Source organism: uncultured Porphyromonas sp., assembly GCF_938023125.1.
Classification (GTDB): Bacteria; Bacteroidota; Bacteroidia; order Bacteroidales; family Porphyromonadaceae; genus Porphyromonas.
In genome coordinates this window covers 132,351-145,373 of sequence record NZ_CALHDW010000002.1, presented here as the reverse complement: position 1 = coordinate 145,373, position 13,023 = coordinate 132,351, and the positions used below count along the sequence as shown (strand labels likewise).

Annotated in this window: 7 protein-coding genes; all 7 read right to left on the bottom strand. The window is 48.7% G+C overall.

Annotated features, from left to right (window positions below; all coding sequences use genetic code 11):
* Positions 1-25 precede the first annotated feature (25 nt).
* On the bottom strand, positions 26-2,095 hold the full coding sequence (gene ftsH / locus Q0090_RS00670; RefSeq protein ID WP_297946437.1) for an ATP-dependent zinc metalloprotease FtsH: 2,070 nt from the start codon (positions 2,093-2,095) through the stop codon (positions 26-28).
* Between the two features lie 75 nt (positions 2,096-2,170).
* Positions 2,171-3,970: a membrane dipeptidase gene (locus Q0090_RS00665; RefSeq protein WP_297946435.1), complete on the bottom strand. Its 1,800-nt coding sequence runs from the start codon at positions 3,968-3,970 to the stop codon at positions 2,171-2,173.
* On the bottom strand, positions 3,951-5,912 hold the full coding sequence (gene gyrB, locus Q0090_RS00660; protein WP_297946432.1) for a DNA topoisomerase (ATP-hydrolyzing) subunit B: 1,962 nt from the start codon (positions 5,910-5,912) through the stop codon (positions 3,951-3,953). The genes Q0090_RS00665 and gyrB overlap by 20 nt, the downstream gene beginning before the upstream one ends.
* A gap of 429 nt (positions 5,913-6,341) precedes the next feature.
* A complete protein-coding gene (locus Q0090_RS00655; protein WP_297946430.1) occupies positions 6,342-8,285 on the bottom strand; it encodes an NAD(+) synthase in 1,944 nt (647 codons plus the stop codon).
* A 25-nt stretch (positions 8,286-8,310) separates the two neighbouring features.
* Entirely contained in the window at positions 8,311-9,372 is a 1,062-nt protein-coding gene (locus Q0090_RS00650; RefSeq protein WP_297946427.1) for a S41 family peptidase, read from the bottom strand.
* Positions 9,373-9,402: 30 nt separating this feature from the next.
* Complete coding sequence (locus tag Q0090_RS00645; RefSeq protein WP_297946424.1) at positions 9,403-10,272, bottom strand: DUF3316 domain-containing protein; 870 nt, start codon at positions 10,270-10,272, stop codon at positions 9,403-9,405.
* 22 nt (positions 10,273-10,294) lie between these two features.
* Positions 10,295-12,994, bottom strand: a complete 2,700-nt coding sequence (locus Q0090_RS00640) for a DNA gyrase/topoisomerase IV subunit A (protein WP_297946421.1) — start codon at positions 12,992-12,994, stop codon at positions 10,295-10,297.
* Positions 12,995-13,023: the final 29 nt, after the last annotated feature.

The following is a 13,023-nucleotide window of genomic DNA, read 5'->3' as shown; positions in this document are numbered from 1 at the left end:
CACTATCGACTTTTAGAGATGCTAATTAGAGGTGAAATGGAGGCGGTACAGAGCTTGGAGCTTCGCCTTCGGGCGGTTGCTGTTCTCCTCCGGCCTCAGAGGGTTCTTCACTCTGAGAGGACTCAGATGGTGCCTCGGTAGATTTTGCTGCGAGCAACAATTCATCCGAACGAGATGCCCAAAGGCGTTTGCCAAAGATTGCTTCTACATCCTCAGTGTAGATCACCTCGCGCTCTAGCAGTTGCTGATAGAGGCGGTGATGCCCCTCTGTTTTTTCTCGAAGCAACTGCTTAGCCCTCTCGTATTGCTCTGCAATGATGCGAGAGACTTCTTGGTCAATTACTTCTGCTGTATTCTCACTATATGGCTTCTGGAATGAGTAGTCCCCCCCCTGCTCATGATAGTTTATATTCGGTAGTTTCTCGCTCATACCATAGTACACAACCATAGCATAGGCAATACGTGTTACACGTTCCAAGTCATTGGCAGCTCCCGTAGAGATACGGCCCAAGAAGAGCTCTTCGGCAGCACGTCCGCCCAAGAGACTACAAATCTCGTCCAGCAGTACTTGAGTATGTGTAATCTGTCTCTCCTCTGGCATATACCAAGCGGCACCAAGGGCTTTCCCTCGGGGAACAATGGTTACCTTGACCAATGGATTACCATATTGGAGGTGCCAGCTGACAGTAGCGTGACCAGCCTCGTGGATGGCAATGCTCAAGCGCTCCTCTTCCGTTACAATACGATTCTTTTTCTCTAAGCCACCGATAATACGATCGACAGCATTCATGAAGTCCTCTTTTGTGATGACACTCTTCTCGTGTCTTGCAGCAATAAGGGCAGCTTCGTTACATACATTGGCAATATCCGCACCCGAGAAACCCGGGGTTTGGCGTGCCAGTTGCTCCACATCACAATCTCGGTCTAATCGCAAACTACGCATGTGCACGGCAAAGATCTCCTTGCGGTCATTTATATCGGGGAGGTCTACCGAGATTTGTCTATCGAAACGTCCTGCACGGAGTAAGGCGCTATCGAGTACATCTACGCGGTTGGTCGCAGCCAAGACAATCACGCCACTATTCGAACCAAAGCCGTCCATCTCGGTAAGTAATTGGTTGAGCGTGCTCTCCCGTTCGTCATTACCGCCCATATTGCTATTGCGCCCACGGGCTCTCCCCACGGCATCAATTTCGTCGATAAAGACAATACAAGGAGCCTTGCTCTTTGCTTGGGCAAATAGATCGCGTACACGGCTAGCACCCACCCCCACAAACATCTCCACAAAGTCGGAACCCGACATAGAGAAGAAGGGTACGTGAGCCTCTCCAGCCACAGCTTTGGCGAGTAATGTCTTCCCGGTTCCCGGGGGGCCAACCAAAAGGGCTCCCTTAGGGATCTTCCCCCCCAAAGCGGTGTATTTACTCGGGTCTTTGAGGAAATGCACAATTTCTTCGATCTCTTGCTTTGCCTCGTGTAGCCCTGCTACATCTTTGAAGGTTACGTCAATATTTGTCTTATCGTAGAGTTGCGCTTTGGCCTTACCTACATTGAAAATACCACCTCCACCGGCAGCTCCTCCTTTGCCTCCGGCATTCATCCTACGCATGATCACGATCCAAAAGACGATGAGGATAATCATCGGGAACCAATTGAGCAGGAAGGCGGTTAAGCTGAATCCTCGGCTTACATATTTCACCTCGGTCTTGAGGCCAGCCTTCTCGTAGAAGTCTGCAAAATTATCGACAGAGGGTATTTGAGTGGATACAACGTAGCGATCGTTTTGCTGGAAACCGGGAAGATAGGATTTTCGCAGTGCAAGGAGCTCTTGCTTAGTATAGACTTGAGACAGTTTGTCTTTCTTCACAACAGCCTCTACCTTATCCCCTTCTCGATGTACCGTAATACTCTCAAAAACTTCTTCTTTAGCAACTCTCTGGAACTCATTCCAACTCAGCTCTTTACTGCTACCAGAGGAGCGCATAAAGAAGATCCCGAGTAGAGAAACTGCTACCAAGAGGTATATCCACAAGGGGTTAAACCCCATTTTGCGCTTATTATTTCCTGATGAAGGGTTATTCCTATATTTTGCCATTCTTTCGTTATCTCTCGTTTTTATTCATTGCACCTAGCTTACACACTCAATAAGACAAATACCATGCCAATATGTTTAACGCCCTATGGACGCCAGCACCCTAAGAAAGTTGCCTCCCAAAATAGCACGTAACTCTTCTTTTGTATGCCCACGGCGCAATAGTTCAAGCGTCAAGTTGATCAGATCATGACTTCCTTGGCACCCTATAAGTCTGCCGTCTCCATCAAAATCGGAACCTATACCTACGGCTTGTACTCCTGCAATCTCTATAATATGCTCAATGTGATCAACAGCTCTCTGTACCGTTGCCTCCTCTTCCTTTTCTGCAATAAAGCCTGCATAGAGACAGACCTGTACTACACCACCGGCCGCAGCAATTGCCTTGATATGCTCATCGCTAAGGTTGCGAGGATGGGGGCAAAGGGCGTAGCACGATGAGTGACTTGCAATAATAGGCTGCGAAGATAGTGCCAAGACATCCGCCACAGTCTCAGGGGCTGCATGCGAAATATCCACCAAAATACCAAGACGATTCATTTCTTGCACCACCTCTCGACCAAAGGCACTCAGCCCGTGATGGCGGTGCTCGCTATGCCGTGCGGAATCGCAAATCTCGTTATCTCCATTATGGCACAGCGTGATATAACAAACTCCTAAGTCTCTAAAACGCTGAATAATAGATAGGTCTCGACCTATCGCATACCCATTCTCTATGGCGGGGACTAGGCTGCAAAGCCCTTGTTTGTGACATGACCTTATCTCCTCTAGAGAGGTAGCCACTCTGCCTAAAGAGGGATGAGCCGAACCATACTTATGTATTTCCTCGAGCTTCTGGAGCGCATACCGCTGTGCTCTCGTATGCCCCTCCTCCGTACATTCTCCCTGAGGCAAATAGGCTGCCATAATCGTAGAAGCCACCTTACCCACCCTCATTTTTTGCAAATCAACGAGTGTATCTCCCCAATGCGATAGATCTGTATTTGAAGAGAAAAACATGGGAGTATCGGTGTGCGAATCTAGCACAACGGCCGATTGGTGGAGTGATTTGGCTTGAGCGTAAAGGCGAGCTTCTTGCACTAAGTAAGTGAATAGGCCACGCATACACTGCCCCTCGGGTTGACGCACAAGGTGCTCAGGATGCCACTGCACCCCTAAGAAATTTTTGTATGGGAGGGCTGTAGCAGCCTCTACTATTCCATCCGAAGAGTGAGCCAATGCTCGCAAGCCCACTGCTAATTCGCCCAAAGCTTGATGGTGCAGACTATTCACCATCAGCTCGTCGCCGGGTGCAAGGCCCAAGACCTGCACTAATGGGTTGTCCCCTTCTGCAAGGCGAATAGTATGACACCCCACCTCTTTATCCATCTTAGGATCATGCCCAATAGATGGTTGGGGGTACTCCGTAGCAATATCTTGGATTAGGGTTCCCCCCATTGCTACATTATATATTTGTAAGCCACGACAGATCCCAAGAATAGGGGTATTACGACGTGAAGCCTCTAATATCAAAACTAACTCAAAACGATCGCGCCAGACATCTATTGATCCGACCTCACGCGTGAGTTCCTTACCCATAAAGGGAGAGTGAATATCTCCTCCCCCCGTAAGCAACAAGCCATCTAGGGAGTCGAGTAGTTCTCCCAAATGCGCCGTAGTATGCTCTGTTGGCAGCAATATGGGGAGCCCTCCGGCCTGCAATATAGCCTCAGAATAGGCTTCATTTACAGAGTTACCAGCTTCCGTATGGTGACAAGTTAGCCCAATCAAAGGCTTTCGCCCCTTGGGAGACGGATTGCTATCAGCCGTCTCGTACAAGGAGCGAAGCATAGGAGATAGGTCAGTCCAAGAAGATGAACTAAGCGTCGATGCGAGCATAGGTAGCGTTATCTTCGATAAACTCCCGACGAGGAGGTACATCCTCTCCCATGAGCATCGAGAACGTGCGGTCTGCACTCGCCGCACTCTCTATGGTGATCTGCTTTAGAATGCGATTTTCGGGATTCATGGTTGTCTCCCAAAGTTGCTCTTCCATCATCTCCCCAAGACCTTTGTAACGCTGTACATGCACGCGGCTTTCGTTGCCATCGGCATACTTATCGATAAAAGCCCTACGCTGCTGCTCCGTCCAGCAATAAGCCTGCTCCTTACCCTTACGACAGAGATAGAGAGGAGGTGTAGCCAAATAGACATATCCGTTATCTATAAGGGAGCGCATATTGCGGAAGAAGAAAGTAAGAATCAAAGTAGCGATATGACTGCCGTCCACATCGGCGTCGGTCATAATAATAATCTTGTGGTAACGAAGTTTGGAGAGGTTAAGGGCTTTGCTATCCTCTTCTGTACCAATAGTAACTCCAAGAGCGGTATATATATTGCGAATCTCTTGGCTATCAAGCACTTTATGCTGCATAGCTTTCTCCACATTGAGGATCTTCCCTCGCAAGGGTAGGATAGCTTGGTACATGCGGTCACGCCCTTGCTTTGCCGTTCCACCTGCCGAGTCCCCTTCCACTAAGAAGATCTCACACTTGGCAGGGTCTTTGCTTGTACAGTCCGAGAGCTTACCGGGTAGACCACCTGCGGCTAGCGGGCTTTTGCGAAGCACCAATTTACGAGCATTCGCTGCGGCATGACGAGCCTGAGCTGCGAGCACTACCTTATCAACAATTGCCTTAGCCTGCTGTGGGTGCTCCTCTAGGTAGATCGCAAGGGCTTCGCTTACAGCACTCTCTACAATACCGATTACCTCGCTATTCCCCAGCTTGGTTTTCGTTTGTCCCTCAAACTGAGGCTCTGCCACCTTAATGCTGATTACGGCCGTGAGCCCTTCGCGGAAGTCGTCGCCCTCCACGTTTACTTTTACCTTCTCAAGCATTTTAGAGTCCGTAGCATACTGCTTGAGAGTACGAGTGAGGGCACGGCGGAAACCGGTTAGATGCGTCCCCCCCTCTATGGTATTAATATCATTAACATAGGAGTATACATTCTCCTGATAGTCTTGGTTGTAGGTCATTGCCACCTCGATGGGCACCTCTCCTTTGTCATTCTTGATATGAATAACATCGTCTAGCAAATTGACCTTACTCTGATCGATGAAACGCACAAACTCCTTGAGACCATCCTCTGAGTAGAAAACCTCTGTCAAGGGATTCCCCTCCTCATCTCGCTGACGCAAATCAGTAAGAGAGAGGCGAAGTCCAGCATTCAAGAAGGCCAACTCTCGCAGGCGGTGCGCTAAGATCTTAAACTGATAGGTAGAAACCGTAAAAATGGTATTATCCGGAGTAAAGGTAACCGTAGTACCTGTGCGGTCGCTTTCTCCCACCTCTTTTACAGAGTAGAGCGGCTTGCCCTTAGAAAACTCTTGCACAAAATGCTTACCATCTCGGTAAACATCGGCTCTAAGATGCGTAGATAGAGCATTTACGCAAGAGACCCCTACCCCATGGAGACCACCGGATACCTTATAGGAGCCTTTGTCAAACTTACCCCCGGCATGCAATACGGTCATTACCACCTCTAGGGCACTACGCCCCTCTTTGGGGTGGATATCCACAGGGATACCACGGCCGTTATCCTCTACAGAGATCGAATTATCCTCAAGGATCGTAACCTTGACATCTGTACAATACCCTGCAAGAGCTTCGTCAATGGAGTTGTCTACCACCTCATAAACAAGGTGATGCAACCCTTTCTCACTGATGTCGCCAATGTACATGGCAGGGCGTTTGCGCACGGCCTCCAACCCTTCAAGGACCTGAATACTACCGGCAGAATACTCTTGCTGCTCCGTTGACTTATTATTTTCGTCGCTCATAGTGCTCTCTTGCTTTCTTCTTCAAAAAAGGTGCCCTACACCCTATTTCTTAGGAATAGGCACACCTATCAATATCTCTACAAAGATAGCGAAATATTACTATTCTGACAAATGATTACAGGTGAAAAATCCCGCATTCACCCCACTCCACACGGCATAAAACAAAGTATAACAGAGTCGCAGCACACACCTCTCTCCGAAGAAGGGAAATAGCATCTTCAGAGCTCCTAAAGGGAACTGACCAAAAACTCTAGGAAATCTAGCCAGAAAGAGAGGGACAAACCGGCTGAAAAAAGAAAATTTACTACCCAAGAAAAAGAAAATCCGCAGCCTATTTCCCTTTTGAGAATAGGCTGCGGAGTAAACTCACCACTCGGCGAGAGCAAACTCTAAAAGCAAGTTACTCTCGGGGAGATAGGGGACGGAGGATTAGTCCTCGGGGAGTTGCTCAATCTCTCTAATCCACATTGAGCTAACAGCATCGCTAGGCATACGCCATTCTCCTCGGGGAGAGAGACTTACCGCTCCCACCTTAGGTCCATCGGGCATACAATTACGTTTGTACTGCTGGCTGAAGAAGCGGCGGAAGAAAAGTAGCATATAACGCTTAATCATCGAGGGAGGATAGATGCCCTCAAACGCTACACGTGCAAGATAGAATATCTTACTCGGCTGATTCTTCTTAAAGAGGAAGTGATAGATAAAGAAGTCGTGCAACTCGTAGGGGCCAATTGCCTCCTGCGTCTTCTGGTGGGGTTCGTCTCCATTAACTCCCGGTATCAATTCGGGACTAATGGGAGTGGCAACCACATCAAGAAGCGTCTTTTTGAGCACCTCATCTCCATGCGAAAGCACTCGAGCATGCCAATCAATAATGAGTGCAACAGAGGTTTTGGCAACGGTTGCATTGACCGAATACATCGACATATGGTCCCCATTGTAGGTACACCAACCAAGGGCAATCTCCGAGAGGTCTCCCGTACCAATCACAGGGGCATTATAGCGATTGGCAATATCCATTAGCAGCTGGGTACGCTCGCGAGCCTGTACATTTTCGTAGGTGGTATCATGCACTTTGGGGTCATGCCCGATAGCGGCAAAGTGTTGCATACATGCCTCCGTAATATCAATTTCTTGCAGGGTAACGCCCAAATGCCTCATCATCTTATGCGCATTCTCCCGAGTGCGCATAGAGGTGCCAAAGCCGGGCATCGTAACCCCAATTATGTTACTATGGGGCAAGCCGAGTATGTCAAAAGCTCGTACTGTAACAAGCAGGGCCAATGTAGAGTCGAGACCTCCGGAAATGCCAATGACGGCATGCTCTGCCTTCATGTGACGCAACCGCTGTACCAACCCACAAACCTGGATTTGGAACATCTCTTCGCAACGCTCGTCGGGGTCTACACCCGTAGGCATAAAGGGATTGCGCTCGATGGGACGATCCACCGGTGCAGACTCCTCTTCGCTCCTGAGGGCAAAAGGAATCTCCGTTAGCTCCTCTTGGGTAAAATGGGAGACGGCCGACTTGAAACTACTATTGAGGAGTCGCTCCGTCTGTACGTGAGACACGTCGATATCGCTCACGATCATTCGCTCGCAATACTCGAAGCGTTTCATCTCCTTTACAATCTTCCCGATCTCAGAAATAAAGGCCTTACCCGTGTAAACGAGGTCGGTAGAGCTCTCTCCATATCCGCACGAAACATAGACGTAACCACACAATCCTTGAGAAGACAATCCGCTGATAATGGAGCGCAAATAGTTGTGCTTACCGGCATTCTCATTGCTGGCCGATAGGTTAAAAATAATGTGTGCGCCATAGAGGCTGAGGCGAGTACCCGGGGTATAGGGCGTCCACATATCCTCGCATATCTCGATACCAATCCCCACTCTTCCGGAGCGGAAAAGGATGTTACGGCCTATGGGCACGATATGATCGCCTATCCTTACGGTCTTGTATTGAAGGACATCACTGGGGGAGAACCAACGCTTTTCTTGGAACTCCCGATAGTTGGGGAGGTAGGTTTTGGGAATAGCTCCTAGGATACGACCTTGCTGGAAGACCACAGCACTATTGAAAAGTTTCTCTTCCACTCGCACGGGCATCCCCACAATTACAAGCGCATGGGTATCAGCCGTATCTTGCACCAATTGACAGAGGGCTGCATTAGCCTCGTCTAGGAGGAAAGGCTGCAAAAAAAGGTCACCACATGTATACCCCGTAACGGACAACTCGGGGAAGGTGACAATCTCCACCCCTTGTGCATCCGCCTGATGCACCATTTCGCTGATGCGCTCTACGTTGTAGTAACAATCTGCCACCTTAACGTAGGGTACGGCAGCTGCTACCTTTACATATCCTTGCTTCATATCTATTGTTATTGCTTAGTTATTATCACTTCTTATATACACCCGTCAAGCGGTATTCCTTTGTAGTACGATTGAGGTAGGCAATCGCCTCTTCTATCAATGTATCCTTCCCTTGGGCCACATCTGCGGACTTGAGTTCCACCTTGTAGTGCGGGAGAATACCAAACTCTACCTGCTGGTCATCGGCATCGGTTACCACTGAGGCCGAATAACGCACGGCCCAGCCATTAGGTAGCTCACTGCTGCGAGGCACGCCGCCACCGCCACCGGTCTGATCCCCCATGATGGTAACCAATGGAAGATTTTTCATGTTCATAGTAAAATCGTTAGCAGCACTATATACGCCCCTATTGGTCAAGACAACCACCGGACGTAGCCACTTTATCCCCGCCTTTAGGGTGTCGAGATAAACCGGGGCCGGGGCCGAAAAATCTCTATGACCGGGGCCCGTCTTATGGCGCATATAGCCCGTAAGAACTCTCTTATCCGTAAAGTGGGACGCCAAAAACGAGGAATAGGAAACATACCCTCCCCCATTTCCTCGGATATCAATGATTAGGGCTTTACACTTTGCCAGACGAGCAAAAGCCGAAGAGACACCCGCCTCCGACAGAGAACTCGTGAAACTCGTATAGACGATATAGCCAATGCTATCCTTTGCATGGTCTTGATAAGAGATGGGAGCATAGTGAATCCCCCCCGCAATTCGGTAGGCCTCTCCTAAATAACGCCTCCGAACAGAAGCATCCAGCTGGCTAGGATAATCGCTGTACCAGCGTGAATAGCGGCTAATATCGAAGGGAGCGACGAGATTTACATGCCCATCTTTTAGCTCGGAGAGAAGCATCGCCATCACATTAAATAGCGAGTCTTGCCCCATATCGTTGGCTACAAGAGGAAGATACTTATTGTACATATCCTGCCAAGAAGAGTCTTGCGGAAGCTTTTCGTCAAAGTAGCAATAGCCCTTGTCTAGTACCTCCCAAAGAGCTCTATAATTAGCTATAGGCGAGGAGGTATAATGCTCCTTAGTTGTACAGCTAAAGGCTAGTAAAGAAAGGAAGAAAAAACTCAGAACTCGTTTCATATATACCGGAGTAGAAAGTAAGGGTTAGCATCAATTACCAAAAAGGAATGGGCGATGAGAAGCCCCTCGGGCAGCCCGCCTTCCCATAAAAGATAGGGACTCAAAACTAAAGCCTACCATGCCCATATGCTGAATATGCCTACGCTCTAACCCTTTAAGTTGGGTATAATCGTACTGCAAACGATACCCCAACTGCAACGTACACACGTTCCAAAGCGGGATGTCAATACGCATTTGAGAGGTAGAATAGAACGTATTATGGGGGGCTGTAAAAGAGAAAGACTTCATCAGACCTCCGGCCAAAAACGCCTGTTCATAGTAGCTCTGACCATAGCCAATACTATTGGCAAACCCCAGCAAACCACAAGTAGTGCTGAGCCGTATGGCAATGGGCCAATGCTCACTCGGCAAACGATATGCCGCAAGAGCACTCACCGTAAGGTCGCCTTTTAGATCCACAGATCCGGGGTTGTTACTATTGCGAGAGTGAAGTCGTCCGCCACCACCAAGGCGAAGCCCGGGGCCCAACAAGAATTTTATATCATAGGGCAAACTCCATAGGTACATCACCTGGGGATGCAATTCGGCTCGGTAATAGGTCATGCTGGCATTGCGTGCCGGATTAAGGGTAAGAGCGTAATCGAAAGCACCATCTACCATGATCATGCAAGGCTTAGTACCCAAAGGGGTCTCTGTATGTACCCCAATCTCATAAGCACTCCCCCCATAGGGAAGAGGGGACAAAAACTGATCGGTGTTGTACATTCCCCCCACACCAATAGTGATAGCCGTATAGGTGCTTATGGGCAGTGCAGAGCTATCTTGCTCTTGAGCCACAGAAAGGGGAAGAGATAGTACTCTAAGGAGTAGTAAAACGGCGGTGATATAACCAAGTCTCATCTAAGGAAGAAAATCAAAGTAATTACTCGAGTTCATCATCAAAAAGGGAGGTCTGCTTTAGGCCCTCCTCCTCCATTTCCTCATCTTCGGAAGTAGAAAAGTCGTACTCATCCACCTCCGGTAAAGAGTCCGTAGCAGGTTCCGGTTCGCGTAGGGGAGGCATCTCTTCTACCTTGGCAACCTCTCTAGTAGTCAAGCGCTTACCCTTAGCCCTAACGCTCTTTACTCCGATAAAGTCTACAGCCTCAATCTCTTCGTTTGGACGGCCCTCGTCTCGGCCTCCAAAAATCACAGCAAACCGAGCATAGGGCACATCGCTATAAGCAACGAGGTCATTGCCCTCGCCTTGGAGTAAAAGGGGCTTCTTTGAGTCTTCTATCTGGCAACGCTTGAGATAGTAATAGTCCTGCTCCCTATCAAAATACACCACAGACCAAACCTTGTTGGCATCGAATTTCTCAACTCGGGTTGTGCCTTCGGGGAAGTGATTCGACTCCCCAAAATCGGTGGTGTAGACACTTCCATCTTTGGCAAAGACAAGGAGTCTGTCCTCGGCTTCGAACTCTCCGATAAACTCACCCTGACCATTATAATTTATCCGCATCACGTCTCGGTCGAACCAAATCTTGCGCCCCCCAAGCGTAGATGCCCCTCGTTGCTTTAGCGTAATGCGCTGCACTTCTGCACGAGTTACCAGATTTCCTTTAGCGCCTCGCCCACGGATGGGTACCTCACTAAAGCTCTTTTCGAAGGTCAAAACACGCATTCGAGGTTGCGGTTTGAGGGCAATCCGTACGGTTTCTGCCTCTCCATTGGGGTTCGCAGAGAAATAAGTAATACGAGACCCCTCCTCATCACTAATCAGATTGTAGTCTTTGTCTCGGCTAATCCCGGTGATGCTGCATCGTTTTATCAACCAAGGGCCTCTCTTTCCCTGGCGATAAATTATGTTATAAATAGTGCGATTATCGTTGCGACGGAAGCGATTAATGTAGAGTACCTCTCCCCTGCCGATAAACTTCTTTTCCTCTATCTTCGAGATCCGATATGTACCATTTTTGAAAATCACAATCATCTCATCAAGTAGGGAGCACTCGGCTACAAACTCGGCATTCTTGAGGCCTGTACCTGCAAAGCCGCCCTCTCTATCGAAGTAAAGTTTTTCTGTGGCTTCTATTACCTTGGTCGCCTCAATCGTACCAAAGCGAGCTATAGTAGTCTTTCTCGTCCAGCCTGAGCCGAACTCCTTGAGAATGTGCGTGTAGTAATCGATGGTGTATTGAGTGCTATGGGCGAGATGCTTCTCGATCGTTTGCGCCTCACGCATCAATTGAGCAATACGCTCCTCGTGTTTTTCGATATTAAAACGCAGTATTCGAGCCATTTTGATCTCGAGAAGACGCTTGAGGTCAGCCTCCGTGATAGGACGTACAAAGACAAGATCTTCCATGGCTTCGATACGCTTACGCACATGATCTAGAGCATCCGCTTCACAAGCCGCCTCCTCAAAGGGCTTATCCTTGTAGATACGATTCTCTATAAAGATCCGCTCTAAGCTGGCTGTTACAAGGGCATCTTGCACCTCGCCTAGGCGATAATTGAGCTGAGCAACGAGTAGTTCTTTTGTTCTATCAGCACTATATTTGAGAAGATCTGAGACGCCCAGGAATACCGGAGTCCCATCCTTAATTACACAGGCATTGGGCGAAAGTCCCACCTCGCAATCGGTAAAAGCATAGAGTCCATCTATTGTTTTGTCGGTAGACACGCCTGCAGGTAGCTGGATACGAATATCCGCCGTTGCCGCGGTCATATCGTCAATATGCTTGATCTTTATCTTCCCCTTTTCGTTGGCCTTTAAGATAGACTCAATAAGAGAAGAGGTCGTTTTCCCAAAGGGAAGCTCCGTAATGCTAAGGACACGATCGTCTATTTTTTCAATCTTAGCTCTGCACTTTAAGGCTCCACCTCGGTGACCATCGTTGTACTTATCCACGTCGAGAAGACCGCCCGTAGGGAAGTCCGGATACAATTCAAAGCTTTCCCCTCGAAGGTAAGCAATGGCGGCTTCTAGCAATTCTTTGGGATTGTGAGGATAGATCCTAGAAGAAAGCCCTACGGCAATACCCTCGGCCCCTTGGGCCAATAGGAGGGGGAAACGAACAGGGAGGGCTACCGGCTCATCCGCAGTACCGTCATAAGTACGCTTCCATTCTGTAAGTTTGGAATCAAAAAGGACCTCTAAGGCTAGAGATGATAGTTTGGCCTCGATGTATCGACCCGCAGCGGCTTCGTCACCTGTGAGTGTATTCCCCCAGTTTCCTTGCGTATCTACCAAAAATCCCTTCTGCCCCAATTGCACGAGAGCATCGTTAATTGAGGCATCTCCGTGGGGGTGAAACGCCATAGTTTGCCCCACGATCTTCGCCACTTTGTGAAGATGCCCATTCTCGAAGAGCTGCATAGCATACAAGATACGACGCTGTACGGGCTTGAGTCCGTCCTCAATATGAGGTACCGCACGCTCTAAGATCACATACGAAGCATAGTCTAAAAACCAAGTTCGATACATCTGTGGCAACGAGTGCAATCGCACCACATCGGTAGGATGAGAGTGACTAGCCTCACGTTCCTCTTGAGGGTGTGTAGAATCGTTATTCTCAGACAAACTCACTTCGTGAGATTGGAAAGGGTTCTCTAGATCTTCTATGGAGTCACTCATCTGTTTGCAAAGGGTCTTTGTATAGAATT

Excerpts from the sequence above, each read along its gene's own strand:
- gyrB (WP_297946432.1), bottom strand. The coding sequence starts at position 5,912 with ATGAGCGACGAAAATAATAAGTCAACGGAGCAGCAAGAGTATTCTGCC.
- Q0090_RS00650 (WP_297946427.1), bottom strand. The coding sequence starts at position 9,372 with ATGAAACGAGTTCTGAGTTTTTTCTTCCTTTCTTTACTAGCCTTTAGC.
- Q0090_RS00655 (WP_297946430.1), bottom strand. The coding sequence starts at position 8,285 with ATGAAGCAAGGATATGTAAAGGTAGCAGCTGCCGTACCCTACGTTAAG.
- Q0090_RS00640 (WP_297946421.1), bottom strand. The coding sequence starts at position 12,994 with ATGAGTGACTCCATAGAAGATCTAGAGAACCCTTTCCAATCTCACGAA.
- Q0090_RS00645 (WP_297946424.1), bottom strand. The coding sequence starts at position 10,272 with ATGAGACTTGGTTATATCACCGCCGTTTTACTACTCCTTAGAGTACTA.
- Q0090_RS00665 (WP_297946435.1), bottom strand. The coding sequence starts at position 3,970 with ATGCTCGCATCGACGCTTAGTTCATCTTCTTGGACTGACCTATCTCCT.
- ftsH (WP_297946437.1), bottom strand. The coding sequence starts at position 2,095 with ATGGCAAAATATAGGAATAACCCTTCATCAGGAAATAATAAGCGCAAA.